Annotated in this window: 24 protein-coding genes and 1 tRNA gene; 10 read left to right on the top strand and 15 right to left on the bottom strand. The window is 53.3% G+C overall.

Features of this window, described 5'->3' with window-relative positions; genetic code table 11:
• Positions 1-12: 12 nt before the first annotated feature.
• Positions 13-1,395 carry an ATP-binding protein gene (locus tag ACR0D9_RS11080; protein WP_480484751.1) on the top strand — a complete coding sequence of 461 codons (1,383 nt, stop codon included), beginning with the start codon at positions 13-15 and terminating at the stop codon, positions 1,393-1,395.
• A gap of 64 nt (positions 1,396-1,459) precedes the next feature.
• Positions 1,460-1,536, top strand: a tRNA-Arg gene (locus ACR0D9_RS11075).
• Between the two features lie 273 nt (positions 1,537-1,809).
• On the opposite strand, the gene ACR0D9_RS11070 is transcribed toward ACR0D9_RS11075, so the two are convergent.
• Positions 1,810-2,820, bottom strand: a complete 1,011-nt coding sequence (locus tag ACR0D9_RS11070) for a reverse transcriptase domain-containing protein (RefSeq protein WP_480538806.1) — start codon at positions 2,818-2,820, stop codon at positions 1,810-1,812.
• Between the two features lie 467 nt (positions 2,821-3,287).
• Positions 3,288-3,881 (bottom strand): hypothetical protein, encoded by a 594-nt coding sequence (locus ACR0D9_RS11065; RefSeq protein WP_480538804.1) that lies wholly within the window; start codon positions 3,879-3,881, stop codon positions 3,288-3,290.
• Between the two features lie 206 nt (positions 3,882-4,087).
• On the opposite strand from ACR0D9_RS11065, the gene ACR0D9_RS11060 reads away from it, so the two are divergent.
• Positions 4,088-5,029: a hypothetical protein gene (locus tag ACR0D9_RS11060; protein WP_480538802.1), complete on the top strand. Its 942-nt coding sequence runs from the start codon at positions 4,088-4,090 to the stop codon at positions 5,027-5,029.
• Complete coding sequence (locus ACR0D9_RS11055; protein WP_480538800.1) at positions 5,013-5,510, top strand: hypothetical protein; 498 nt, start codon at positions 5,013-5,015, stop codon at positions 5,508-5,510. Before ACR0D9_RS11060 ends, ACR0D9_RS11055 begins: the two co-directional genes overlap by 17 nt.
• Before the next feature lie 113 nt (positions 5,511-5,623).
• On the opposite strand, the gene ACR0D9_RS11050 is transcribed toward ACR0D9_RS11055, so the two are convergent.
• The 8 genes from ACR0D9_RS11050 to ACR0D9_RS11015 all read right to left on the bottom strand — a co-directional run bounded on the left by ACR0D9_RS11050 (position 5,624) and on the right by ACR0D9_RS11015 (position 11,899).
• The gene (locus ACR0D9_RS11050; RefSeq protein ID WP_480538798.1) at positions 5,624-6,379 is read right to left on the bottom strand and encodes a hypothetical protein; all 756 of its coding nucleotides are present in this window, start codon (positions 6,377-6,379) and stop codon (positions 5,624-5,626) included.
• A gap of 42 nt (positions 6,380-6,421) precedes the next feature.
• The gene (locus ACR0D9_RS11045; RefSeq protein ID WP_480538796.1) at positions 6,422-7,147 is read right to left on the bottom strand and encodes a hypothetical protein; all 726 of its coding nucleotides are present in this window, start codon (positions 7,145-7,147) and stop codon (positions 6,422-6,424) included.
• Between the two features lie 76 nt (positions 7,148-7,223).
• Positions 7,224-7,469 carry a hypothetical protein gene (locus ACR0D9_RS11040; protein WP_480538794.1) on the bottom strand — a complete coding sequence of 82 codons (246 nt, stop codon included), beginning with the start codon at positions 7,467-7,469 and terminating at the stop codon, positions 7,224-7,226.
• A 373-nt stretch (positions 7,470-7,842) separates the two neighbouring features.
• Positions 7,843-8,373 carry a hypothetical protein gene (locus ACR0D9_RS11035; RefSeq protein ID WP_480538792.1) on the bottom strand — a complete coding sequence of 177 codons (531 nt, stop codon included), beginning with the start codon at positions 8,371-8,373 and terminating at the stop codon, positions 7,843-7,845.
• Between the two features lie 478 nt (positions 8,374-8,851).
• The gene (locus tag ACR0D9_RS11030) at positions 8,852-9,100 is read right to left on the bottom strand and encodes a hypothetical protein (protein ID WP_480538790.1); all 249 of its coding nucleotides are present in this window, start codon (positions 9,098-9,100) and stop codon (positions 8,852-8,854) included.
• Between the two features lie 279 nt (positions 9,101-9,379).
• Positions 9,380-9,580 carry a helix-turn-helix transcriptional regulator gene (locus tag ACR0D9_RS11025; RefSeq protein ID WP_480538788.1) on the bottom strand — a complete coding sequence of 67 codons (201 nt, stop codon included), beginning with the start codon at positions 9,578-9,580 and terminating at the stop codon, positions 9,380-9,382.
• A 91-nt stretch (positions 9,581-9,671) separates the two neighbouring features.
• Positions 9,672-10,586 (bottom strand): hypothetical protein, encoded by a 915-nt coding sequence (locus ACR0D9_RS11020; protein ID WP_480538786.1) that lies wholly within the window; start codon positions 10,584-10,586, stop codon positions 9,672-9,674.
• On the bottom strand, positions 10,583-11,899 hold the full coding sequence (locus ACR0D9_RS11015; protein WP_480538784.1) for a tyrosine-type recombinase/integrase: 1,317 nt from the start codon (positions 11,897-11,899) through the stop codon (positions 10,583-10,585). The genes ACR0D9_RS11020 and ACR0D9_RS11015 overlap by 4 nt, the downstream gene beginning before the upstream one ends.
• A gap of 737 nt (positions 11,900-12,636) precedes the next feature.
• Here ACR0D9_RS11015 and ACR0D9_RS11010 point away from each other — a divergent pair.
• A complete protein-coding gene (locus ACR0D9_RS11010; protein WP_480483845.1) occupies positions 12,637-12,969 on the top strand; it encodes a GlcG/HbpS family heme-binding protein in 333 nt (110 codons plus the stop codon).
• A 334-nt stretch (positions 12,970-13,303) separates the two neighbouring features.
• Here ACR0D9_RS11010 and ACR0D9_RS11005 read toward each other — a convergent pair whose 3' ends face one another.
• Positions 13,304-13,879, bottom strand: a complete 576-nt coding sequence (locus ACR0D9_RS11005) for a hypothetical protein (protein ID WP_480483844.1) — start codon at positions 13,877-13,879, stop codon at positions 13,304-13,306.
• Positions 13,880-13,969: 90 nt separating this feature from the next.
• Between ACR0D9_RS11005 and ACR0D9_RS11000 the strand changes: the two genes are divergently transcribed.
• Together ACR0D9_RS11000 and ACR0D9_RS10995 are read left to right on the top strand one after the other, a co-directional pair.
• On the top strand, positions 13,970-14,446 hold the full coding sequence (locus ACR0D9_RS11000) for a cupin domain-containing protein (protein WP_480538782.1): 477 nt from the start codon (positions 13,970-13,972) through the stop codon (positions 14,444-14,446).
• Between the two features lie 106 nt (positions 14,447-14,552).
• Positions 14,553-14,954, top strand: coding sequence for a VOC family protein (locus tag ACR0D9_RS10995; protein WP_480492723.1), 402 nt, complete (start codon positions 14,553-14,555; stop codon positions 14,952-14,954).
• Positions 14,955-15,037: 83 nt separating this feature from the next.
• On the opposite strand, the gene ACR0D9_RS10990 is transcribed toward ACR0D9_RS10995, so the two are convergent.
• On the bottom strand, positions 15,038-16,396 hold the full coding sequence (locus ACR0D9_RS10990) for an aminotransferase-like domain-containing protein (RefSeq protein WP_480538780.1): 1,359 nt from the start codon (positions 16,394-16,396) through the stop codon (positions 15,038-15,040).
• Positions 16,397-16,542: 146 nt separating this feature from the next.
• Between ACR0D9_RS10990 and ACR0D9_RS10985 the strand changes: the two genes are divergently transcribed.
• Together ACR0D9_RS10985 and ACR0D9_RS10980 are read left to right on the top strand one after the other, a co-directional pair.
• On the top strand, positions 16,543-17,403 hold the full coding sequence (locus tag ACR0D9_RS10985) for a DMT family transporter (RefSeq protein WP_480483840.1): 861 nt from the start codon (positions 16,543-16,545) through the stop codon (positions 17,401-17,403).
• Positions 17,400-17,957, top strand: a complete 558-nt coding sequence (locus ACR0D9_RS10980) for a DUF3604 domain-containing protein (RefSeq protein ID WP_480483839.1) — start codon at positions 17,400-17,402, stop codon at positions 17,955-17,957. The genes ACR0D9_RS10985 and ACR0D9_RS10980 overlap by 4 nt, the downstream gene beginning before the upstream one ends.
• 366 nt (positions 17,958-18,323) lie before the next feature.
• Here ACR0D9_RS10980 and ACR0D9_RS10975 read toward each other — a convergent pair whose 3' ends face one another.
• From ACR0D9_RS10975 to ACR0D9_RS10965, 3 genes are read right to left on the bottom strand one after another with little or no spacing between them, the layout of a single operon-like run.
• Positions 18,324-19,856 (bottom strand): sensor histidine kinase, encoded by a 1,533-nt coding sequence (locus ACR0D9_RS10975; protein ID WP_480483838.1) that lies wholly within the window; start codon positions 19,854-19,856, stop codon positions 18,324-18,326.
• Positions 19,841-20,533, bottom strand: a complete 693-nt coding sequence (locus tag ACR0D9_RS10970; protein WP_480538778.1) for a response regulator — start codon at positions 20,531-20,533, stop codon at positions 19,841-19,843. The genes ACR0D9_RS10975 and ACR0D9_RS10970 overlap by 16 nt, the downstream gene beginning before the upstream one ends.
• 13 nt (positions 20,534-20,546) lie before the next feature.
• On the bottom strand, positions 20,547-22,073 hold the full coding sequence (locus tag ACR0D9_RS10965; protein ID WP_480538776.1) for a DUF4153 domain-containing protein: 1,527 nt from the start codon (positions 22,071-22,073) through the stop codon (positions 20,547-20,549).
• Positions 22,074-22,353: 280 nt separating this feature from the next.
• On the opposite strand from ACR0D9_RS10965, the gene ACR0D9_RS10960 reads away from it, so the two are divergent.
• Positions 22,354-23,880 carry a malonate--CoA ligase gene (locus ACR0D9_RS10960; protein WP_480538774.1) on the top strand — a complete coding sequence of 509 codons (1,527 nt, stop codon included), beginning with the start codon at positions 22,354-22,356 and terminating at the stop codon, positions 23,878-23,880.
• Positions 23,881-23,917 lie beyond the last annotated feature (37 nt).

Below are 23,917 nucleotides of genomic sequence, written 5' to 3'. Positions count from 1 at the left end.
AAGGAGCGTAAATTGAACTCGCTGTCGGGCCGATTTCTGATCCTGACGACGGTCTTCGTTATGTTGGCCGAAATCCTGATCTTTGTCCCGTCGATTGCCCGGTTCCGCGAGGATTTCCTGCTGAACCGTCTGGAACGCGCTCAGATCGCATCGCTGGCTTTGTTGGCAGATGATATGCTGGCCGAAGATCTTGAGGCGGAATTGCTGGCGAATGCCGGTGTCTACAACGTGGTATTGCGTCGGGATGAAGTCCGCCAACTCATGCTGTCGTCTCCGATTCCAGAGGCAATCACCAAAACATTTGATCTACGGGATGCCGGTCCATGGATTTTGATCCGGGATGCGGTGAGCCGGATATTCATACCCGAAAACGAAGTCATTCGTATCATTGGCGAGCCGGTCAAGGGCGCGGGGCTGCTGATCGAGGTCACCATCGACAGCGCTCCCCTGCGTATGGCGATGGTTGATTACGGCCTGCGCATTCTGGGGCTGTCCTTTGTCATCTCGATCATCACGGCGTCCTTACTGTTCCTTGCGGTGCGCGTGGTTCTTGTTCGGCCCATCAAAAGCGTGGTTGGATATATGCAGCGCTATGCCAGCGCACCCGAGGATGCGCGCGGCATCATCTCTCCGAATTCCAGAGTGACAGAATTGCGCGAGGCGGAAGAAGCGCTGAAGATGCTGCAAACGGAACTGACGCAGGCTCTCAAGCAGCGCGAGCGGTTGGCGCAACTGGGTGGGGCGGTTGCAAAGGTAAGCCATGACCTGCGCAACATTCTGACATCGGCGCAGCTGTTCACGGACAGGATCGAATCCAGTGATGACCCGCTGGTCCGGCGAATGGCTCCGAAGTTGGTGAATTCGATCACCCGTGCTGTATCGCTGTGTGAAAGCACATTGGCATTCGGCCGTGCAGAAGAACCTGCGCCCACCTTGACGATGGTGCCCCTGCGGACAATTGCGGCTGATGTCGCCACCAGCGAACAGCTGGCGGTCGCAGGGGGCTGCGTCGAGATCGTGAACGAAGTGCCGGAAGATCTGATCGCCCGCGCCGACCCCGAGCAGTTGTTTCGTGTCATCATGAACCTCGTGCGTAACGCAAGACAGGCGTTGGAAGCCTCGGGTAAGCCGGGTCACATCACCATCGTCGGGTGTGAATATCAGGATGCCTGGTGTCTTGAAATTCGCGACACCGGGCCGGGTCTTCCGCCAAAAGCACGTGAAAACCTGTTCACACCGTTTCAGGGTGGGGTCCGCAAAGGAGGCTCTGGCCTGGGCCTTGCAATCTCACAGGAACTGGTGCGCGGGCATGGCGGTAACCTGACACTGAAGGAGACCGGACCCGATGGAACGATCTTTGAAATCAGGCTTCCGCGTGGAGACATGACTTTTTGATTTTTTTTTGAAGAATCGGCTTGCACGTCTTTGACCACAGGTCTAAACAGCGCCTCACCAACGCGGACCGATAGCTCAGCTGGATAGAGTACTTGACTACGAATCAAGGGGTCGGGGGTTCGAATCCTCCTCGGTCCGCCACTTTCCTTTGAATTCATTGGAAAAAATGGCGGTTTTTACCAGCTACCCGCCAACCTACCCTCCAATCGTGGTTGGCCTTGGGATAGTTTGCTACAGAAAATCAGATGTCATTGACTGATCCTGCGCGTGCAGTCGGCAAGTCACAGCCTCAACGCGGACATTGATCGATAAATCCCGTGTGGTTCAGAGACCTAAGAATTGTGTTCACAGTTCCGTTTCGGTCCGTCCAAGATTCAAGCTTGAAGATGCGCTCAGCCGATATCTGCACGGATGTCACTTGGCTTTGGGCTTCACTAGTCTAAGTGCTTGGCGAGCATTTCGGGTCAACTTACGCTCGCCGTTTGGGTCCAGTGCCTTCAAGGTGCCATAGATGCCAGCAACCCTCTTCCACTCGGATCGATAGTGAAGCGGGTTGTTCAGTACTCTATGCAAATATCCACGCGCGAAGTTGCGCCAGCCTCGGCTCAGATTAGGGGACTTGTTGATAGTAACGCCCGTTACCTCCATTCGGTCCCCAGACCCCATAAACCGTGTCTTCCGGTCGTTTAATTCAAATCCGAACGGTAACATCAGTGCCGATACCGTTTCGACAAACTCTTGTCCGATGAAGTCCCGAGACGAAAAAGTTAGATCGTCTGCATAACGAGTATAAGTCAGGCCCGCGCCTTTTGCGATATCAACCATTGCATCATCGAAGTCGGACAAGATCGCATTGCCTATAGTTGGACTGGTTGGTGCGCCCGTTGGTGCAACTCCGTCAAGGGAACAAATATCAGCTAGAAGCCGTGCTCCGTCATCGCCATAGCCTAAAGACAAAAACATCGAGCTTATCATGTCTTGTGTTAACGAGGGGAAGAAACCTTTGATGTCGACATTGAGCAAGTGCCTCGCGCCTAGGTGAACATTTGCGTTCGTAACGTAGCTACGACCACGGACAAATCCATGCACGCAATCGTCTATCGGCACAGAACAAAGCACGTTGTCCGCAATCCACCATTGCAGAACTTTCAGGTAAGTCTTGGGGGTCGAGATTTGGCGACTCGTTCCGTCCGGTTTCGGCAAGTCAAATTGCCGATAGTGGTAGCTCTTTTTATGCAAGATTTGCCTGATCAGCGATGATGAAACTCCGACGTAGGCTGCTAAATGGTCAGCGTTTTGTATAAATGGAAGTCCGCTGCGTTCAATAAAATCTACAGCTTCCTGCGAAACATCCCCGAAATAGGATTTTGCAAAAACCACATAATCCTTAGCGCGGGGTTCAATATAGTAGGAGCGAGGTGGCATGGCTTGGCTAATCCGAAGATTACTTAAAAGTGTGATTTGTAGGAGCCTAATGTGATTTGACTGAGTGTCAGTCAGAGCGCATTAGGCTCCTACAAATCACACGCTCTTACTTAGTAGACCTGAAAGGCAGAGTAGCTGGTGCAGCTCTCTATCCAGACCACCTCGCGAGGCGATGGTACTCCCTACGCTGCTTCTTCATCAAGAACATTCGTGCATTGTCGATGTCGCGTTCCTTCGCTTGATTGGCGGCGATCTGCATCCCTTGAGCGTCCAAAATATAGGTTCCGCGCCTGACTGGTATGATGCGCGAGTCCAACTTCATCTTTTGGTGGATGCGATCCAAGCTAGCCGAAATCTCATCGTTCAGTTCCACTCCAACAATTTCTGGGTAGTACCGCTTGATGTCCTGTATTCGAGCAGGCTGTATCAACCGTAAAATCAAAATATAGTCGGATGCCAAAGATTTCCTAACGGCGGCCATAAAGCTCATCCACTTCCAACTTCTGTGACACCTGCGTCAAGAAACTCTCGCATTCGGCCGCGATTCCAGCGTGATCTGAATAATCTAAGTATCGCACTTCGGCTCCGTTCGACCTAGCAAGTCTCACTATTCCTTCGTTGATGTAATTAAGTTTCCCTTCGTGAGAGGCATCGATTATCAAGATTAGGCTTTTGCAGATATCAGGATCAGAAGCCCAATCGCCGATTTCGCAGAAGGACCCCGGACTATCTGGCAACACGACAACGGCGTTAAGGTGCCGCTTGATGTGGGATCGCTCGTAAACCACAGCATTCGCCAGCGCTCCAAAATTTGCCACCCCGTTAGTGCGCATTTCGGCATCTTCGCCTAAGTAGACAACATGGTGGAGTTGTTCAAATCTCTCATAAAGGAAGAAACGCAACTTTTTGGCCGCCGATGACGAATTGTCGGCATGAGTCGATGCCTCTCTAACGTCAATGAATGGCCCCGCAAGAAAAACATCCAGCGTTCTAGCTGCGCGGATCGCTGCGTCTCGGGCTTCAGCAGTCCGGTAACGTCTCATTTTCTCAAAACTTGTCATACTCTACCGCTCACACAAATTCCCTTTCTTCTCAAGATAAACAATTTCATTTACCAAAATTACCAACGTACCCGTTTGATGCGAAGGCGACACACGGACACTGCCACCGAATGCCCTTGCGTTCTATAGAGTGCGTAACCCCTTGTGTAATCAATGCATTTCGCCCTAGGGTTGTCAGAGTGTTTAGACTGATTTGGAATTAAATAATGGCCGCCAAGACACGGAAAATGAAACTAGTAGCCTACCGCGTGGTCTTTACTGATCACACAAAAATTACGTTTGAGGAGGTTTTGGACCAACTGAACAAGAGCCTACCTCTTCACGCAGACCGGATTTTTTCAGCTCCAAGCTCTCAGGACGCTTCAGTAGCAATTTCAAAATTCCTTACTCACCCAAGTAATGCGGGAACGGCTGCAGTGTTCAGCATGTTTCATAAAGATGCCGAGATCAGCACTATTTCTTTCACGGATTCAGGCGAAGAGCTTGAGTTCAATACCCAATCAGCGTCGGAAGGAGAGGAATACCTAGACCAGAATATTCTACTGTTTGGGGTCGGTGATATGGTGATTGCCTGCGGGTTGGGAAAACGCAGAAACTACCTTTGCAGTGCGATTTACCATCTTGCAGTGAATGCTGGAGTTTTGCCTCACACCACGTCCTTTAACTTTGCGGATATACCCAGAGGAGACGTACTGGAAAGCATCAATCGGGTGGGTGTAAAGCAAGTTGATTTCGATGCCACAACTTTGATTGGGTCTTTGCCTAAATCCGTTCAGAGCAACGTTCTAGGAGCGGTGTTTGGTTCAGATAGCACCGGAGATGCCATAAAAAGGCGTCGAGAAAACATCGCAACCCTCTCAGTAAAGAATAGCCGTTTTTGGAGAAAGCGAGCAATAGGCTTTGAAGAACAAGACAAGAACAAATGGCTGGACGCGGTTGCCGTCGAAGTGGTACAGGACGATGACGTAAACTCCTACACCATCGTTCTAAACGATGATCGACCGATCAAGAGCGGCTCTCTATTTATGAGCCGAGGTATTGATGTAGCTATTGAGGGCTCAACCTTTGACGTCGCGGATGCACACGCAAAAATGGTCGCATACTACTATGATCTTCAGAGAGAGCTATTGAATGAATCCGAGCGCTGATATCCGAAATTTGCTAGTGTTCGTTGCTGTCATGATCGTGGCGTTAGCAGTCGGTGTTTTTGCCTACTTCTCACCCAAGACAGTATTGGCGGTTGCAGGTACAGTGGTCACATCGATTAGCATCATTTTTGGTCTTTCTCTTTCTTTGATCACACTGGCTTCTGGTCATGTGAAGGTTTCTGAGGACGCCGTGCCAAGGGCTGAAACTCGCCGTGGCATCGAGAACGACATCGAATGGGAAAATGAACGTACTATACTCAGACAAAAGATTTCCGTGTTCATTCTGATGCTCTCCGTTGTCCTTGGAATAGTGTTTATTGCATTGGCAGAATTTTCACCCGGTTCGGTAGTTTACTATTCTATTGGAGCAGTTTTTTCTTTTTTTACAACACTTTCGTTCGCCATCTCGTTTGTTCTGCCATTTTCAATTTCCAATACCATTCGAAGAGACCGTTACTTCCGATCTTCTGGCCAACGTTGACTGGATAGTCTGTTCTGAAATCCGCCTTGGAGTATTGCGGCGAGCTTCCGCAAACTGTGTGCCAACAACTAGGCTGGGCCAAAGGAAACTTTGGGCTGATCATTCTACCCGCCTCATCTTTGCCGGGTTGCTTCACGACGAGCCATAGTCTCGATTTTTCGGAAATTTGATAACGAAGAAAGCGCTCTCTTAGTTGTCGGGGCGTTTCGACCTTTCGGAACTAGATACCGTTGGCAAGCGATTAGTGCGGGAACCCTAGGGTTCAGCGCAGCAAAAAACACTCCCCCGGCCACAAAAAAATGGATCGTATGGTATTGAGAACCAATTTTTATTTCTGCTTTATATGGAGCGGCAATGGTCTTCCTGATCTGACCGGCGGTGATACTGCCGACTTCGTCAAACAGTTGCGAAACCTCAAAGGAAAAATCCTGAAATGGGTCACGACGCTCAAGAGCTGCATCAGACAATTGTGCAGCATCCGATCTGGATATCTTGTAGCCATTGTACATTGAGGCAGAGGACAGTTGAGCTCGCCACAAAACGCTGCAGATGAAGTAAGCAATTATACTATGATCCACGTAATCTTTTGGCGATTTTTCAAAAAGCGAATTTCTTACAAATTGTATAGCAACTTCATCACACGCAGTATTAAAGTGGGCTTCGCAATCGGCACATAGAATATACGACCACCCGCTTTCGGCGCTTGGTCTGGTGCCAAAGTCTTGGTGGATTTTGGTTACTTTACCACCAGCACCATGCTTAAGGTCACGAAAAAAAGCATCAGGGATCGCATGTGACTTGCTGAGTTGGGTGACACGCTCGCAGCGTTCGCATCTGGAATGCTTTTTGGAAGTTACACGTCTTTGCACACAGATTTTGCTCGCTTACTTTGATCAGGGGTCATTTCGCTGTCAGTGGTTGAGGCCGCTTTGTGGGACATATCTTGCATCGGTGTAAAAACCACAAGCCTTAAGAAAGCGGTGTTTGTCCGCTTCTGCCTTCAAGGCAGTGTCCATGGCCAATAGGCGAACCGACGCGTCGTCGCTGGTTGCTGCGATCTCCATGCAATCGGTTCTGACAGCGTGATAAAATGCGAGTGTTTCACCGACCAATGCCGCGACGTCCACGTGATTTGCTTCCGACAGAAGCCGATCTGTCAGCTTGTCGGAAAGGCGCTGGGCTTGCTTGGAAGATATTCCCAGCAATGCCCCAATCTGCCCGAGAGGTGCGCCCCTCAGCGACATTCGGTGGACAATAACCAATCTATACTCGTTGATGTATTCGGTGCCGTCCCAGTCGCCCATCTCCAGTTGATCTGCGGTTTCAGTTACCACGTGGTTTGCACCCGGGTTCAAATCGGAACGCGAAGAACTTGTGGCCATCCGTCTAGGGTGAATAGCAGCGTGGGGAAATGCGTGGTCCAAACGAATTGGTCGATCTTCCCGGATGGCGGCTTCGATTTCTCTGTCTATGCCGTCTAACGCTTCCGTTGGCCGTTCGGGATACTGCCTGACGGAGCATTGTATTTGTTTGCGTATATGCTGCATACGCCGACCTTCAGTGAAACCGCCTTTCGGTGTTCTCCTGTGAGGGATTTGACCTGAAGTTGGGTCTCGTTCTTGGTTTGTGTTGCCCATGTCGCGCTCTCCGTGTTCAGTGCGTGTTGTCAGATGGGATTTCGCCTTTGAGCCGCGCTCAAAATTGCACCCGGGTTCAAAAATCGATGTCCAAACGGGCGATGATCCAACCCAATGCGAAGAACACCGGATAGAACAACAACCAACCCCCATAAGTCAGGTAATGGACCAGCGACTTTTCATTCCGGTGGATAAGCGACAACATCGCGTCTTCATCGCCGTCGAGCGCTTCGCGATATGTGCGCGGAATGATGATCTTGCAGTATGCTGCATGGCCGACCAGAAAATACGAAAATGTGGCAATTGCTATCAAGGCATTCATGGTTTTCTCCGAACTTGGTAGTCGCTTTGATGGAACTTTGAACCCGGGTGCAATTCGGACACTTTCTCTGACAGGTCTTCTGTATTGACCCCAACAGACCCCAAGAAACGCACTTTGCAAAATCTCCGATTTCGGTCCTGTCGCCAGTGCTCGGGACACTTCTTTTCTCGATCTGGATACTAGTTCGCTTGTGGAGATGTCGGATCAAGCGGTGCGTGGGATATGGTAATTAGATGTGCAGCAAACATTGCAGCAGGCAGTGGGTAAAAAGGGGTGTTTTTTGATGCAGACCTTGCGGCAGTCTGGCCTCCTGATTTCGGTTCTTGATGCAGAGCTTGCATCAATGCTGCCGCAGAGATTGCGTCGGGTTTTTTTATCCACTTCGAAATCTAACAACATTGTCGTTCGCTTTCGGGCCTTTCCGAAAACGACTTTCGTCACCTGATGAATGACCGGGTTTTTTGCATTTTGGGTATTCAATTATTTGATAGTCTTTTCCCTTTTCCCAGTATTTTGGCTCATATGTTGCCGTCACGATTTTGGTGCCTTTCTGAGTAGGCAACATAGTTAAACGCCATTCAGGCGCGACCGCCTTACCGCCAATCCCGAGGTGTCCGCGCTTTTCGCATATGATCCAACCCTTCGCTTGCAGATCGGCCATTGCAGACATCGCGGTTCTTGGATTTATGCCCATTTCCTCTGCCAGTTTCCTTCCGGAAAGACCGACAAACCCGTTGTTGTTGAACTTGGACTTCTTGCGATCAATTCGGCATCGGATTTTGAAGTGCATGTATGCCGCTTGGGCCGTAGCGCTTAGCGCCTTCCATGCAGGTAGCCTGACTTCATAGGGTTCCCACATTGCAAATTGGCGGGTCCGGTTCTCATTGTTTTTGTCACGCCCCATGGTGATTATCCTGACCGAGGTATCTCGACGGAGCGATGGACGGTGGCCCAGAATTTCCAGTTTGTTGGGTTGCGTTCTGAGCGTGTGAATTGGCGTAGTCGAATGCGTTTAGCGCAGCGCCTGTTTTAGCGTGCCACAGGCGTGCAAGCGCGTCGCGGGTCATGAAGTACCCTATTGCCTTCCATCGTGTTCCAGCACGCTCGTTTTGGGGTGATATGCGTCTTTGAATGATCCACTGAACTCTGTCGGAGCATTCTATGATCCTAAACTTACCAAGTCGCGTTATCTCGAAGACGTAGTGTTCACTGCTTTCGGCAAATCCATAACGTGATGGCGCAGGAATTCTTCCGGTGAACCCGGGTACAATCTCTGTTTTCATTTGCGGGGCCTTTGGGCTTTACCCATTAGCCGGGAAGATGGTAAATTCAGTCAGCTACAACAGAACGGCCTCTTCCCGGACAACTGGGTGAGGTCGTTTTTATTTCTGATCGTTGAGTTGTTCACTCGTCGGATTGAATTCAAAAGAACAAACCTTGGTCCTTTCAATCCGACCGTCAGAGTATCGCGCTTCCTGATCGAAGGTCGCGTGCTGTTCCAAATGCTTCCGTATTTCTTGCGTCACGGGAACTGGTTCGCCGTTCTTGAACAGAATGGGGTTTGCCATTTCAGGGCCAATTGGCATTAGGGTGTAGGTTCTGCCGTAGCGGAGGGTTGCATTCTCGTTCATGGTCTTACTCATCGTTGAAGGAAGTGATGCGCCCGCCAAGCGCGGATGCTAGTTGATTGCAGCGCTGGGCGCGGGTTACTTCAGGCGTCGATGCGGTTTCGCTCGTAGGAAGACCCCAGCGTTTGGACAGAGATACGGATCGTGTTTCGTCCTTGGCCTGTGCGTTTTTGACAGACCTGAATGGCCGCTGGTTTGCGCCACCCTTTACGAGGGATGCGAAACTCGGTTCCGGATCAGTCAATGCGCATGCTGTGATTTCATTGATGCGCGGGATACGTTTCATGCTGCCGCGCCCCGCTGTTTAGCGTTTTCCCACGCCTCAATTTCCGACAATCGCCAACGTGTGCAGCGCTCAGAAAGTTTAAAGGGTTTGGGGAATGTCGGGTCGTGTTTGAGCCAATGCCATATGGTGCCGCGATGGACATCCAATCGGCTAGCGACATTCTTATCGCTCAGTAAAAATTCAGTTTTTTGTCTCATTGTCGCCTCGCTGGTTAATACGTCGTGTACAGTCTTATTAACCAGTAAGGTGAGTGGGTCAGCAATTTGTAGAATTGGGGAAAGTAACAGATTAATTTGGTTTTCTACCCGCAATCTTCAAGCGCTCCCTGTCCTCAACTGGAAGGCTTTGAAGTACAGCATTCATAATTGTACGAAGGCCGCTGTTATCTGTCGGCATCCCGGGGTATCCAAGAACTTCAGCGAGCGTTGACTTGCTGAACTTAAGTTTCTCCGTTTCTCCCAAGCTGAGATAATGCGCTGTGGCTTGATCCACCAACTGATTAAAGTTTTTTCTATCTCGTTTAGGTGTCGGGAGAGGGTTCAACAGTTTATTCATTTTGTGACTAGCTTCCCAGTCGATCTTGCTCTTTGTTACCCAGCCTTCATTAAGTGAGTTTGAACGCTGGCGATAAACAAAAATTGCGCCACTGAAACCGTGCAAATTGTTCCAGATTTGATTGCAATAATCCCTGCTTTTGTGATCAATGCATAGATCAAACCGGGGGTGGTCTCGGACTGTCCATGTGCGGGGTTCAACAAAAACCTGATTGTTCAACCTGTTATACCCAAACTCGGCAAAACCAAGGGCGTCTTCTTTGCTGGCACAAGCTTCCGGAGCGACAGCAGCATCTTCAACTAGCAATAGTCTCTTTGGAGAACCAAGGCCGTCTCCACTGGAAACCGGTGTTAACGAGTTGTTGTGATACAAAAAAATTCCGTTGTTGTCTTCATCGGTCAAAATAAGCGTTTCAAATAGGTAAACTGCAATTCCACGTGCGATCTGAAACAGGTCGGGTGTCTCATTTGTTAGTTGTCGACGTGTTTCTGTTTCAGCCCGATATTCAGCGCCGCCTATCTTCTCCCAATACGACTTCGAGCGCTTGCCAAAGGGCTTAAATTTCGCAAATTTCTTGTCCTTAAGGACTATCTTCTGCATGTGCTTTTCTAATTCACTAAGTGATATGCAACCCTTGGGAAACGTCATTTGCGCGTTCCCAATGCTATGACGTTGTTCAAATGCTGTTTTCCAGCCAAGAAATCGGCCCAAGCATCCATCATGGCTCGTCGTTTTTCCAACATATCTCCGCGCCTGTATGCGGCCTCTACGCTATTGTTTATCTTGTGTGCTAAAGCGACTTCGGCCATGTCCCCGGGGAAATTTGTGCACTCAGCCACCCAATCTCGAAATGTGCTGCGCAAACCATGAGGAACCGCTGGCCGTTTGCTCACTCGGTCAAGAAACCCCGGGCCGTCATGTTTCACGTCGGTTTCGTGCAAACGTTTCATGGTAGCGCTTAACGTCATATCTGACATTTGGCCGCCCTTTGGCGCAGGGAACACCAAATCACTATCCGAGAAACGCGGGATGGCGTGCAGCAATTTCATTGCAGCTTTGGACAATGGAACACGATGCTCACGCTTCATCTTTGTTCGATCCGCCGGAATGATCCACATTCCGATATCTAAATCCAATTCACTCCATCGCGCACCTCGCACTTCTTGTGAACGGGTCGCCGTCAGGGTCAGGAACTCCAACGCGCGGCTGCCAAGCCCGTCTCTATCTTGAAGATCAGAAAGCCAACGCTGCGCATCCTCGACTTTCAGCGCGGGTTGATTGTGGGTTTTTGCGATTTTGGAAGGGGCGGGGAGTAGTTCTTTCAGATTGTTCGCCCAACGCGCCGGATTATCGCCAGACCGATGCCCCGCAACGGTGGCCCATGACAGGACCGCTTCGATGCGACCCCGCAAGCGGGATGCTGTCTCAGTTTTTGTTCGCCAGATCGGTTCGAGCACGCGCAATACATCCTGAACGGTGATGTCATCCACAAGCATGGACCCAATTTCAGGTACGGCGTGTGTGGTCAGAGTGTTTCTCCATTGTTGCCGGTGTTTCGCGTTTTTGTGCGCATCCAATTTAGCGTCCAAGTACCGATCAACTGCGTCTGAGAAGGACAGACCTCTGCGCTGGGCGGCGACAAGGGCAGCCTTTTGGGCTTTTCGTTCTTCCACTGGATCAATGCCGTTTTGAATTTTGTCTTTTTGTTCGCGAGCGATTTCTCGTGCCTTGGCGAGAGGAACGTCAGGATAGCCGCCAAGGCCGATTTCGCGGCGTCGGTCGCCGACAGTAGTGCGCAGCAACCATGTCTTGCCGTTGTTTGGGGTAATTTGCAGGAGCAGCCCACTTACGCCACCAACTGCTACGTTCATATTGAGCGATTTGCCGTTGCGGGAGGTTCTTCCATCGTGTTGCATCCGTTTGACATCAAGCGCAGACAGTTCCTTGGATACGCGCGGCATACTACACCCTCCTACTTACCCGCCTAAAATTATATTATCTTGTACTACAACTTGAGACGTAGTGCGACATCAATGTTGCGTACTATCTGCATAACCTGCTGAAAAATTGCGATTTAATACCACGGATCGCGACGCTATCATGGCGGTTCCTCGGTCCGCCACTGGTTTCCCTAAAAGGCGACATTAGTTCTGCACCAGCGACAGGACCTTGCCATTTTCGCCTCACTTCCTTCAGCCAGCACTTAGACCGATTTCATTGATCCTGACTTCCTATTGGGAAAATCAGGACTGATTTGCAGATAAGGCGCCGAAAGCGCCTGTTCCTGCTGATCTGCCACATGGCGACGCGGATGGGGGCGAGGCAATGCTATTCGACAATAGTGGTGCGGCCCGCAGGCACAGCCGAGGACACGGTTTTGTCTAATAGGTTGCCCGAGGGGGAAGGCAGCGTCTTACCCCTGATGGGCAGGGGCGTTTGGCTTGCCCAAATCCCACTGGCCCACAAGGGGACAGTAACGCGCGTCATGACGGTACAAGGATTGCACAGATGCTTGCCTTTGGAGCGGATGGCATGATCGAAAACAGCAGGTAAAAGGTGTCAAGGAATTTGATTTGTCCCTGTCTGGACAGCAACATGATGCGACGGCGGCTAAAGCCGATGGATTGATTTTCGAGGAAAACTGCGCGGCGTGTCGCGGCGGTGACGGCCGCGGGGGTATGAAATCGGCGCGCCAGATTTGGGTGATGAAAGTTGGATCTTTGGGGGCGACCGGGATGACATCTATCACAGCATCTATTTTGGCCAGCTACATCGGGTTCAAGACATGGCACCTGTCCATGGTATTCGAGGTCTGGGAAAAACCACGCGGGCGTTTGCTGAACGCATGTCCTCGCATCCGAATTTGGAGATGGGTCTGCTGAACCGTCCGGGCCTGTGTGCTTGGGATGGCGGAGTTCCCATTTTTGAAGACGGTGTATTGATCGGTGCTATGGGTGTGTCCGGCGCAGCCGGTCCTGATGATATTCAGTGCGTTCTGGCTGGTTTGGTGGCTATTGGTCTGGGCGATTGAATCGAGTTTTACCGCCACGGCATGCGGAGCTGTTTGCAGCGCAATGGGCCGCGGTTGTGCGTCAATCAAAAGGCGTTTGCCCTGGGCGACATTATTCAAGAAGTGGATATTTGTGCACTGCGCAACACCATCACTCGCGGCCCCCAACAGACACTCAGCGCTCTGGTCTGACGCTGCGACCGCAGCCAGTCTCGCAGACCTTGGCTGTGCGCTCAGTACTTCGTTGAACACCGCGCAGCTTGTGCGGAAGATGGTCAATTTGGTTTGGCGTTGATGTCTTGCCTGGCGCGCAGTCTTTAGCTCGATCACGTTTGGCGGTCGGAAGCGGCGCACTTCATTCGGTGACTCCGAACTTGTCTAGGAGCGCCTCGGCGACATCGCGGATTGCAGCGCGCGCCGCTTTTGGGTCGGTTTTGGCAATATCATACAAAGCTATCATGGCCTCCGAACCTGATGCTGCTGTCAGCCCGTTCACCAAACGGGTCTTCTCAGTGGGTGAAAGATTTGCCGAGCAAAGGGCGTTTCTGAACATTTCGACCCGCCGCGCGCCGCGCCTGTCGCCGGGACCATGCACGAGCCAGGCATCCAAGCTACGCGCAAGGAACTGACGGAAGGCCGCTTCATTTTCGACTGAGAGGTCGAAAATATACAGAGCGACCGCAATCGTTTTTTTCCGTGCGCCCTCATGTCCTGCGACCACCTCTTCGTAAGGACGCACAGCCACGGCAAGTCCTGCTTCGTTGGCCAAAATCTGCGGGTCCGAAAAATACCGGTACGCAGTCGCGCGCGAAATTCCTTTCTCTGCCGCTGCGGCCGCAACGGTTACGGTTTCGCCACGCAACATCAGACTTCGCGCGCCCTCAAGAATCGCTTCGCGGGTTCTGGATCGTTTGCTGAGACTTGGCGCCATCAAGCACTCCAAAATAAGACACTTGCCTCAAAATGAGACATATGTATCATAATTACGTATATGCGAACTAGAATCAACAAGGAGAAGCCAATGAACGTCCAACGTCACCGCACCTACGATGTCTTGGGAAATGTCGTTAAATTTCTGGCGTATCCTGACGAAACCGACGGCAAGTACTGCGTCATAGAGTGCATTGTTCCAAAGGGCGCAGGTGCCCCACCAAATATGCACGCCGGCGAAATGGAAGCATTCTACGTACTGGATGGTGAAGTTGCTTTTCACGTCGATGGAGAAGACATCGTTGCGAAGAAAGGCATGTTTCTAACAGTCCCTGATGGAGCGATACACGCCTTTTCCGGTGTCTCAGAGGAAGCGAAACTAATGATAGTGAACGCCCCCGGCGTGATGCACGAGCGGTTCTTTACGTCCGTCGGATCCGAATTGCCCGAGGGCGCAACGCGGCCTTTGCCGCCGAGCGGTCCTCCAGATATCCCGGCCCTGGTTGCAAAAGCATCTTCCTTGGGCATGACGATACTCGCGCCGGAGGTTGCAGATCACCGCGCCTAAAGAGCGATGAATCGACGGCTATCAGCGGCTGCTTATGGTCAATGCTTCGTTTTTTTTGAATGTCACAATGGCATCGCGTGTGCGCCCGCAAGAGAGGACCACTACCATGTTTCGCATCGCAGAAATCGCCATTCGTGTTGAATACTTGGACCGGGCAATTGCGTTCTATCAAAATTTTCTGGGCTTCAAATTCCATCACCGCGAAGCCGGTGTGGTTTTTCTGGAAGTCGGCGCACTGAATTCGCCGCTGGGCAAAGTCGGGCACCCGCAACTTCTCGCTCTATTCGAGAGAGGACACTCCATCGATGCTTCGCTTTCAACGCTCGACCACATCGCCTTTGAGGTTCCCGACGCCCAATACGATCTGGAGCGGTCCCGTTTCGAAGGCCTGAAAATGATCATTCGCGAACGCTCATGGCCCGACAGTCTGCCCTGGAATGGTCGGTCGTTCTTTGCTCAGGATCCGGACGGTAATGTAATAGAAGTCATTGCTGCCAATACCGATTAACCCAAGGCCGAACTCCTTGCGGCCCTAACCGGACATTTACCTAGAGGGGCAAAGTCTTTGACCGTTCCTTGAAGCAGACGTTCTTATTGAGCGTCACTCATCAGATCACGAAGTACTTGCGATAGTGTCTTTCCGGCCATCTGGCTTACGTTAAAACGTAGAAACGAGTTCTTTGATTGAGTTGGGCTAAAGACATTTCCGGGTGCCAAAACAACATTTTTCTTAAGAGCTTTTCGCGCCATCGCAGCAGCATCCTGCCCGTTGGGCAGTTCGCACCATAGATAAAATCCACCTCTGGGCTTCACGAAAGGCCTTATGTCCAGCGTATTTAATTCTTCGATTGAACGCGCGCGGACGCGATCCAATTTGTCCCTAAGCGCCTCCATGTGTTTGCGATAGCTGCCATCAGTGAGCGCTGAATGTAGCAATTCTGTCACCATTGGGCTGGGGCCTCCGAAGCTGATCGCAACCTGAAGCTCAGTCAGAGACGCAATCCAGTCAGGGCGCGCTGCTATGTATCCACATCGCAACGATGCAGAAAGGGTTTTGGAGAAGCTCCCAATCGTGAGAACCCTATTCAGCCCATCCAGTGAAGCCAGCCTTGGCGAAAGATTAGGTTCGAACTCAGAGAAAATAGCATCTTCCACGATCTGCAAATCATAGGTTTCGGCCAAAGACAGCACACGGTGTGCAGTCGCTGCAGTGAGTGTCGCGCCCGTTGGGTTGTGCAATGCCGAGTTGGTCAGGTAGAGCCGTGGGCGCTCTCTCAAAAGCACGTTTTCAAATGCGGCAAGGTCGGGGCCGATAGGCGTGTAGGGCACACTGACAATGGAAATCTGGTGCGCTCTTAGAAGGGCCTGAAAGTTGAAATAACAAGGATCATCTACCAAAACGGTATCACCGGGCTTGAGAAGCAATCTACAAATCAAGTCCAGCGCCAGCGATCCGGAATTGGTGAGCAAAACAGTATCGGGATCTACCTCTATGTTCTGGTCGCACAGCATTCGTGCCACATGCTGGCGCAGACCAGAATGGCCCTGTGCACAGCTGTAATCTGTAAGCATAATGTCGTTGCCACGTGCCACTCGGCGCATCGCTCGCCGGAGCGACTCGACAGGCATCCAATCGGCAGGCATCCAGCCACATCCAGGCTTTGCCATGCCCTCGCTGGCGTCAATCGATTGTCGCGCAACCCAGAGCGGATCAATCTCGCGCTCAAGCAGCGGCCCGGTCTGTGAAACCTCGAACGGCTGTACGCGGTCTGACACATAGAAACCTGAGCCGCGTCGAGCAAAAATAGCTCCTTTTGCAGCCAAGACATCATAGGCCTCAACCACTGTCGAAGGTGACACGCCCAAGCGCGTTGCGAGGCCCCGGACCGAGGGAAGTTTTTCACCCGCACCCAGTGCCCGCGATCGGATGAGACGCGTTATGTGTTCCATCACAAGAGCTCTACGGGTTGCAACGGCCATATAAGATTGCCTTTGTATGGGACTGATGAACAGTACAGTTTACGTGAATTGTATCGCTTTGTATCTGCATTTTTCCCACCACTCCAGCTACAAGGTCCCAAAAGGGATCTTTCTTTATGAACTCCTCGTTTTCTGGCTGGGGCAGCGGACTACTCGGTGTGTTGATCTTCAGCGGATCACTACCCGCCACGCGGGTGGCTGTAAGTAGCCTAGACCCGCTCTTCCTGACATCAGCCCGTGCGGTTCTGGCGGCGGTTCTTGCAATTTTCTTGTTGGCCCTTTTCAGAGAGAAGCGACCCTTGCGCACGGATCTGATTTCTCTTGTTGTAGTTGCCTTCGGTGTGGTGATCGGCTTTCCGCTTTTGACGGCACTGGCACTGCAACACATCACAGCTGCGCATTCGATCGTCTTTATCGGCTTATTGCCCTTGAGCACCGCTGCTTTTGGCGTGCTGCGTGGTGGTGAGCGTCCGACCGCGTTGTTCTGGGTATTCTCAATCCTTGGCAGCTCCGCCGTCGTTGGTTTCGCGCTCTCCCAAGGCGCTGGCGGTTCGCTCATTGGCGGTTTCTTTATGGTAGCGGCGATCGTGGCATGCGGGTTGGGCTATGCTGAGGGAGCGCAGTTGTCGCGCCGATTGGGCGGATGGCAGGTGATTTCCTGGGCGCTGGTTCTATCCTTACCTATTATGGCTGCTTTCGCGATTCTGACATGGCCACCCACGTTAAACGAGCTGACCTTGCCGGTCTGGTTCAGTCTAGGCTACGTCTCGATCTTTTCGATGCTAATCGGTTTCATATTCTGGTATCGTGGCCTTGCACTTGGCGGCACAGCAGGCGTTGGACAGCTTCAGCTTCTTCAGCCGTTCTTCGGTTTGACTCTTGCGGCTCTTTTGCTCGCCGAGCCCGTTGCGCCATCCATGATCAGTGTCACGATCTTTGTGGTGATTTGCGTTGCGGGGGCAAAGCGTTTCGCGTGACGGCCCACTCCTGCCATCCACTGCCCAAGTCGGAAGCCGCGGTCGCAGCCCGCATTCCGGCGACGGTTGGATATGCAAAAGGCGTACCGATGGGTGCCGACCTTAGGGCCCCCTCCGAAGGTGCACAGGCACCAAGGTTCATGGTGGCAGCCCTTCGTGATCCAATTGGCGCTAACCTCGACCGCGTGCAAATCGTGAAAGGTTGGCTCAATGAGGACGGGACGACCGATGAGAAAGTCTTTGACGTCGCCTGGTCAGACGAACGCGAAACTGGCAGCGACGGAAAGGTTCCGCCCGTTGGTGATACTGTGGATGTTGCTTCCGCAACCTGGACCAACACCATTGGTGCCGCGGAACTTGCGACAATCTGGATTGATCCTGAATTCGACCCGGCGCGCCCGGCATTCTATTACGCGCGTGTGCTCGAGATTCCGACACCACCCTGGTACGTCTACGACGCATACCGCTACGGTATCGACATCCCTGAAGGCGCTCCTACTTCGCAGCAGGAGCGTGCCTACACGTCTCCAATCTGGTACACGCCGCAAGGCTGACTGATTGCCAAGTTTGGGTTGAAAATAACGCGATCGACTGTTCGATGGTGCGGTTGAGAGTGGTACCGCCTCTCGTGCGAAAACAGGTCTCGGTGGAAAGACACGACACAACCTGAACAATATGCTGGCGGCGGCGTTCGGAAAGAGCCATTTGGAAAGCGTCGGACCTGTCTCACTTTTGGTGATCAACCCGAACTAATCCTTAGCAAAGTTGACGCCACTCGGACATTGATGTGCCAAAACGCGCAGCGGTGTCAGAGCGAATGGCGGCTAAGCGCAAAGTCTGCGACTGCGGTTCGATAGACAGAACCTCCGAGCTTCTGAACAGCGAATGTTGCCCCTTTTACAGGCGGCTTGCGCGCCCGATTAATTAAAAATCAGAAGAAAACAAGCGCCTTGGTTGCTTGGCACAACACTGAGTTGCCCACCAATTGCTTCCATGGTCGCTTTGACAATATTCAGGCCCATACCTGTGCCACCGGCCTCTCTTTTTGTCGTAAAGAAGGGCTGCAAAACCTTGTCCTTGTTCCCTTCACTGATACCGGCGCCATTATCTGCGATTTTTAGGCAGATGACACCGTCGACCTGATAGGCTGTCAGCACGGCATTCTGCGCGCCGTGTTGCTGAGCGTTCTCAAGCATATGTGTCAGCATGATGTGCAGGGTGGGTGCCGCGACGGGCAAGGGCAGGTGATCGTTCTCAGTCTTGATCGCAAGCGCGGGGAAAGTCTGGACGACCTGATCAGTGATGTCGTTCAGACAGCATGTACCGTTAATGGCGCTCTGATCGGCCAGGCTGAAGGCGCGCATGTTGGCCAGCAGATCCTCCATCCGCTTTCCGCCCTTGTCCACAGTGTCCAGCAGGCGGTGTTTCTGCGCTGGTGACAAATCATCGTCGCGCAGCAGCTCTGCCGCGCCTTTCAAGGCGGTGAGGGGTGACTTCAGCTCGTGGGTGACATGGGCGGTGTACGTTTTCAATCCGTCCTGCTTGTCCTGCAAGCGTTCCGTCAGCGATTGAAAACTCTGGCTCAGATCCGCAATTTCCCGCGTGCCAAGCTGGTCTGGTGGTTCCCATGCCTGACCACCGTGGCCCGCCATCTGGCTGCGCTGGATCAACAGGTGGATCGGCCGGGTGATGAACCGCCAGAACACGTACCCGATTAGCGCCGTGGACAAAGCAACAAATGCCGCGGCTTTGGCAAGGTTGAAACGTTCGCCGTACAGAAAGCGGAAAATATGGTTCGGGGTACGGCTTAGGTAAACCGCCCCGATAAGGGTCTGATCCACGAACACTGGCATCGCCACGAAAACGCGCACGCGGGCACCGCGGCTGAGGGTATAAAGCGCAGGCGTTGCATCCTCTCGCACGCGGGTGCGCGCGACCGAGACGGTTTTCCCTGAAAGGGCCTCGCGAACCTCGTCAACATGGCCCAGCTTTTGGCCGATTTCCGCAGTACCGGCAAACACGTTCCCATCGACGTCCAGCATCCGGTAACCCGCAAGGGTTTGCGCCTGGGCAGCGTTGGCGATGCGGCTAAGTGGGGCGGCGATTGCCTGATAGACCGAGCCGGGTCGGACGGTTGCGGGTCGCGCGTCCGGGCGCGGCGGCAGAACCGTTTCGCGATTGACCGACAGTGACGGGAACACCGCGTGCTCGGTTGAGATTGCACTCGGGCGGGGCGGCTTGATCCCGGCTGCATCTGCATAAAGCTCGGCATACGCCGCTGACATGACCGCAGCCTGTGTCAGCAGGCTTTCTTCGGTCTGTTGCACCAGTTGACTGTCGTAAAAACGGAACAGGATCAACCCGGCAAAGGGCAGGCACAAGACAATACCCAGCACCAGCAGAACGATGGTCCACAATCTGGGGCGCCATTTGCGGTTCAGCCGGGCGTGCATGCGCCCATCCTGAGGCCGACACCGTGAATGGTCACGATCCCTTCGGCACAGCCGGCCTGGGCCAGTTTGGCACGGACATTGCGTATATGGCTGTCAATGGTGCGGTCCGAGACGTGGATGTTGTAGCCGTAAAGCGCATCGATCAGCTGCGCCCTTGACAGAACGCGGTCGGGACGGGCCATCAGAGTTGCCAGCAGCCGAAATTCCGAACCGGTCAGCGTCACAGGGGTTGACGCGAACCTGCACAGGTGACGCTCTGCATCCAGGTGCAGGCTGCCTTGCGACAGCACCGGGTCGGGCTGGGCAGGTGTCGGAGCGCTGCGTTTCAGGATGGCCTTGATCCGGGCCACCAATTCGCGCGGGGAAAAGGGTTTGGTCAGATAATCATCGGCGCCCAGCTCCAGCCCGACGATACGGTCGACCTCGTCATCGCGGGCGGTCAGGAACAGGATTGGCACGTCCGAGGATTTGCGGATTTCCCTGCATACTTCCAGACCATCCTTTTCGGGCAGCCCGATATCCAGCACGATCAGATCGGGGCTTTCCTGACGGTTTGTATCAAGCGCGGTCAGGCCGTCGCTGGCCAGAAGTGGCGCATAACCTGCCTTTTCAATCGCGAACCTCGTCACCGCAAGGATATCCGGATCATCGTCGACAACAAGAATGCGTGCAGGCATAAAATGGGGTCCTTCAACTCTGCTGCCGATAATAGGCTCGGATCCGCCATCTCCGAAAGCCCCATTCGCGCCAGTTGGTGATTGCATCCTTATTCAGATCATATCGCATCCATACGTCACAGACCTGCTGTCCGGTTCTGGTTTCATGATCACGGATAGCGGGGTAAGCATCAGCACCAAGGCTGCATATGTAACCGGTATCCTGTTGCGTCAGAGCGCTGCCGTGGCTCAGATTGTAGCTGGCAATGACTGATGCGAAATTCACAAAGTTGCAGATATACAAGACCACCAGAAGCGCTGCAAAACAACGCCGCAGAAGCCAGGTTGTACCGAAGCCGCGATGGATTTGCACCACGATCAGCAGCAAACCGGTGAAAACCAGCGCCATCCATATGAAGGCGGCCACCCGCAAATAGGTAAGCGCATAGGCGTCGACGTAATGATGCAGCCGGATGGTAGCTGTCAGCACCAGGAACACGTTTTGCGCCAACCACATGTAGATCAGAATGCGCAAGGTCCGGTCCGCGCCGATCATGCTGTGAGTGACCAGAGTGAATACGCCCGCCAACAGGGCCGTCACCACCAGCGGATAAGCGCCCCGATGAGCATAAGCGGCATAGCTCATCCCTTGAGGCAGGGATACTCCGCCGGTCAGGATACCGAGGTCCATCACGGTTTGTACAAGAAACATCAGGTTGAACAGCAACAGCGAATTGCGCACCGAGATTGGATTGATCAGAAATGCGGCCCGGCTTGGGCCTGTCTTTGGCATGGTGGCGGGGCGGGCAATGCCGCCCAGCCATGGATCGCTGAGGTTAAGGAACGGCCACAGCAGCGAGGCCATAACACCCCAGAACAGAAGCCGCAGCCAAAAGTACCCTTCGAACAGAAGACTTGGGTCCAGCTCTGCCAGAAGGTCTTCCAGCACCGGATTGGCGGCGGCCAGTAAGGCAAGGAAGACCGTACCCAATAGCAGCGGCAAGGCCAGCGAGGCTGCGTGGCGGCGGGTGTCGGACCCAAGATCGGCGGCCACTGCGGTGCGACATGTGTCGCGCAGCAAAAGCGTCGCGCCGATGGAAGGCAGGCGCAGGGCGGAGCGCAGCAGCAGACGTTCGTTTACGGCCTGACCGAATAGCGCCCAGGTGGCCAGACTGACCAAACCAGCAAGGCTGAACAATAACGATAGAAGCTGCAAATCGATGGCCACCGGCAGGTTGGTGAACAAGGCAAATGCGGCGGCTATGAGCCATTCCGTTGCAGTCGCCCGCCGGGGCTTCATCGCCATGATCGCGGCGGACAAGACCAGCGCGAAGACTGAGACAGAAATGCCTAGCGGCTGTTCCCAAAACAGCCAATCTGCAAGTGCAACCAGCGATGCAAGAAGTGGGATCGCATGGCGCATTTTCAGCGTGGACATCAGAGAACCACTTTGCTGTCGTCTGTTGCCTCCCCATCGGGGGGCTTCGTCCATCTTTCCCAGCCACCACGCGTCCAGTACGATGCTGTCCGGCACGCCGCGAATTGTCAGTTCCTGCCTCATGTCCTGTCTCCTGCTTGCAGGTTTCCTTTCCCGGCAGATTGCCTGCGGCGCTTGCATCTTTGGCGCGACGTATCCGCAGCCTTCATGGGGCTTTCGTGCAGAAAATGTGCAGAGGCGGTGAAAGGCATTACCAACCACGATTTCCGAGCTGCAACTCGCGCCGCGCAATAAATGCGACGTGTCCAGACATTGAACTGCAAGCAAAAGCGCAGTGTGACACAGTTGAACCTTCCCCTGAGAAGCGGTTCGCCGTTATGGCTGGGGAAACGGAGGATCGAACATGGCTAACCCTCTCTATGATGATCTGTTTGGCATTCACGCCGACAAAGATACGGCTTTCCTGCACCTGACAGACGGGACGACCGTCACCTATCAAAACTTTCTGAGCACAGCCGCCCGGATCGCCCATGTGGCCACGCAACTGGGCCTAAAACCCGGGGACCGGGTTGCGGCTCAGGTCGATAAATCGCCTGAGGCGCTGGCGCTATACGCAGCATGCGCGCAGGCCGGTCTGGTTTTCCTGCCGCTGAACACCGCCTATACCGTGGACGAACTGACGTATTTCATCGAAAACAGCGGCGCGTCACTTGTTGTCTGCGACGGCCGAAGCAAAGACCAACTGACCCCGATTGCCGCGCGTTTCGGGGGCAGGGTGGAAACGCTGAATGCGGATGGCTCGGGCTCGCTGATGGATCTGGCGGCAGCAATGCCAGACAGCTTTGCGACTGTGGATCGGGATGGTGAGGATCTGGCGGCGTTTCTTTATACGTCGGGCACCACCGGACGTTCAAAGGGCGCGATGCTGACCCAGAACAACCTGTTGTCCAATGCACGGACACTGGTCAAAGAGTGGCGGTTCACGTCGGAAGACGTTCTGTTGCACGCGCTGCCGATCTTTCACACGCATGGGCTGTTTGTGGCCACCAATATCATTCTGGCTGTCGGCGGAAGCATGATCTGGCTGCCAAAATTCGACCCGGATCAGATCATTAACAGAATGCCCGGAGCCACGTCGATGATGGGCGTTCCGACCTTCTATACGCGCCTGCTGGCAGACGCGCGTTTTACCAGCGAGCTGACCAAACATATGCGCCTGTTCGTATCGGGTTCGGCCCCATTGCTGGCGGATACCCATGCACAATTCCAGGAGCGTACCGGGCATCGTATCCTAGAACGCTATGGCATGACTGAAACCAATATGAACACCTCAAACCCCTATGACGGCGAACGTCGCGCGGGCACGGTCGGGTTTCCCTTGCCGGGGGTCGAACTGAAGATATGCGATGCAGTCGGCGACCCCTTGCCGAAGGGTGAAATCGGTGAGATCGAAGTGCGTGGCCCAAACGTGTTCAAGGGATATTGGCAGATGCCGGAAAAGACGGCTGCCGAGCTGCGCGAAAACGGGTTTTTCATCACCGGTGATCTGGGACGGGTCGACGAAGATGGGTATGTCCATATCGTCGGGCGCAACAAGGACCTGATCATCTCGGGTGGCTACAATATCTACCCCAAGGAAATTGAGCTGGTTCTGGACAGCCACCCCGGTGTTCTGGAGAGCGCAGTGATCGGCGTGCCGCATCCCGACTTCGGTGAAACCGTGCTGGGCCTGATTGTAGCGGAACCCGGGCAGTCTCCGGATCTCGACGCGGTCATGGTTGCAGTGCGCGACAGCCTGGCGCGGTTCAAACATCCCCGCACGCTTATTCAACTGGGTGAATTGCCCCGCAATACAATGGGAAAAGTCCAAAAGAACATCTTGCGTGACCAGTTTAGGGACATGTTCAAAGCCGGGTCACAAGGCACATAATGGCAGAGCCTAGATAAGCGTCGGAAACTTGATATAG

Source organism: Ruegeria sp. AK11 (assembly GCF_056541095.1).
This window is presented reverse-complemented; position numbering and strand designations above follow the sequence as displayed.

Coding starts and splice junctions, on each gene's coding strand:
- ACR0D9_RS11070 (WP_480538806.1), bottom strand. CDS start 2,820: ATGCCACCTCGCTCCTACTATATTGAACCCCGCGCTAAGGATTATGTG.
- ACR0D9_RS11065 (WP_480538804.1), bottom strand. CDS start 3,881: ATGACAAGTTTTGAGAAAATGAGACGTTACCGGACTGCTGAAGCCCGA.
- ACR0D9_RS11060 (WP_480538802.1), top strand. CDS start 4,088: ATGGCCGCCAAGACACGGAAAATGAAACTAGTAGCCTACCGCGTGGTC.
- ACR0D9_RS11055 (WP_480538800.1), top strand. CDS start 5,013: ATGAATCCGAGCGCTGATATCCGAAATTTGCTAGTGTTCGTTGCTGTC.
- ACR0D9_RS11045 (WP_480538796.1), bottom strand. CDS start 7,147: ATGGGCAACACAAACCAAGAACGAGACCCAACTTCAGGTCAAATCCCT.
- ACR0D9_RS11040 (WP_480538794.1), bottom strand. CDS start 7,469: ATGAATGCCTTGATAGCAATTGCCACATTTTCGTATTTTCTGGTCGGC.
- ACR0D9_RS11035 (WP_480538792.1), bottom strand. CDS start 8,373: ATGGGGCGTGACAAAAACAATGAGAACCGGACCCGCCAATTTGCAATG.
- ACR0D9_RS11030 (WP_480538790.1), bottom strand. CDS start 9,100: ATGAACGAGAATGCAACCCTCCGCTACGGCAGAACCTACACCCTAATG.
- ACR0D9_RS11025 (WP_480538788.1), bottom strand. CDS start 9,580: ATGAGACAAAAAACTGAATTTTTACTGAGCGATAAGAATGTCGCTAGC.
- ACR0D9_RS11020 (WP_480538786.1), bottom strand. CDS start 10,586: ATGACGTTTCCCAAGGGTTGCATATCACTTAGTGAATTAGAAAAGCAC.
- ACR0D9_RS11015 (WP_480538784.1), bottom strand. CDS start 11,899: ATGCCGCGCGTATCCAAGGAACTGTCTGCGCTTGATGTCAAACGGATG.
- ACR0D9_RS11005 (WP_480483844.1), bottom strand. CDS start 13,879: ATGGCGCCAAGTCTCAGCAAACGATCCAGAACCCGCGAAGCGATTCTT.
- ACR0D9_RS11000 (WP_480538782.1), top strand. CDS start 13,970: ATGAACGTCCAACGTCACCGCACCTACGATGTCTTGGGAAATGTCGTT.
- ACR0D9_RS10995 (WP_480492723.1), top strand. CDS start 14,553: ATGTTTCGCATCGCAGAAATCGCCATTCGTGTTGAATACTTGGACCGG.
- ACR0D9_RS10990 (WP_480538780.1), bottom strand. CDS start 16,396: ATGGAACACATAACGCGTCTCATCCGATCGCGGGCACTGGGTGCGGGT.
- ACR0D9_RS10985 (WP_480483840.1), top strand. CDS start 16,543: ATGAACTCCTCGTTTTCTGGCTGGGGCAGCGGACTACTCGGTGTGTTG.
- ACR0D9_RS10975 (WP_480483838.1), bottom strand. CDS start 19,856: ATGCACGCCCGGCTGAACCGCAAATGGCGCCCCAGATTGTGGACCATC.
- ACR0D9_RS10970 (WP_480538778.1), bottom strand. CDS start 20,533: ATGCCTGCACGCATTCTTGTTGTCGACGATGATCCGGATATCCTTGCG.
- ACR0D9_RS10965 (WP_480538776.1), bottom strand. CDS start 22,073: ATGAGGCAGGAACTGACAATTCGCGGCGTGCCGGACAGCATCGTACTG.
- ACR0D9_RS10960 (WP_480538774.1), top strand. CDS start 22,354: ATGGCTAACCCTCTCTATGATGATCTGTTTGGCATTCACGCCGACAAA.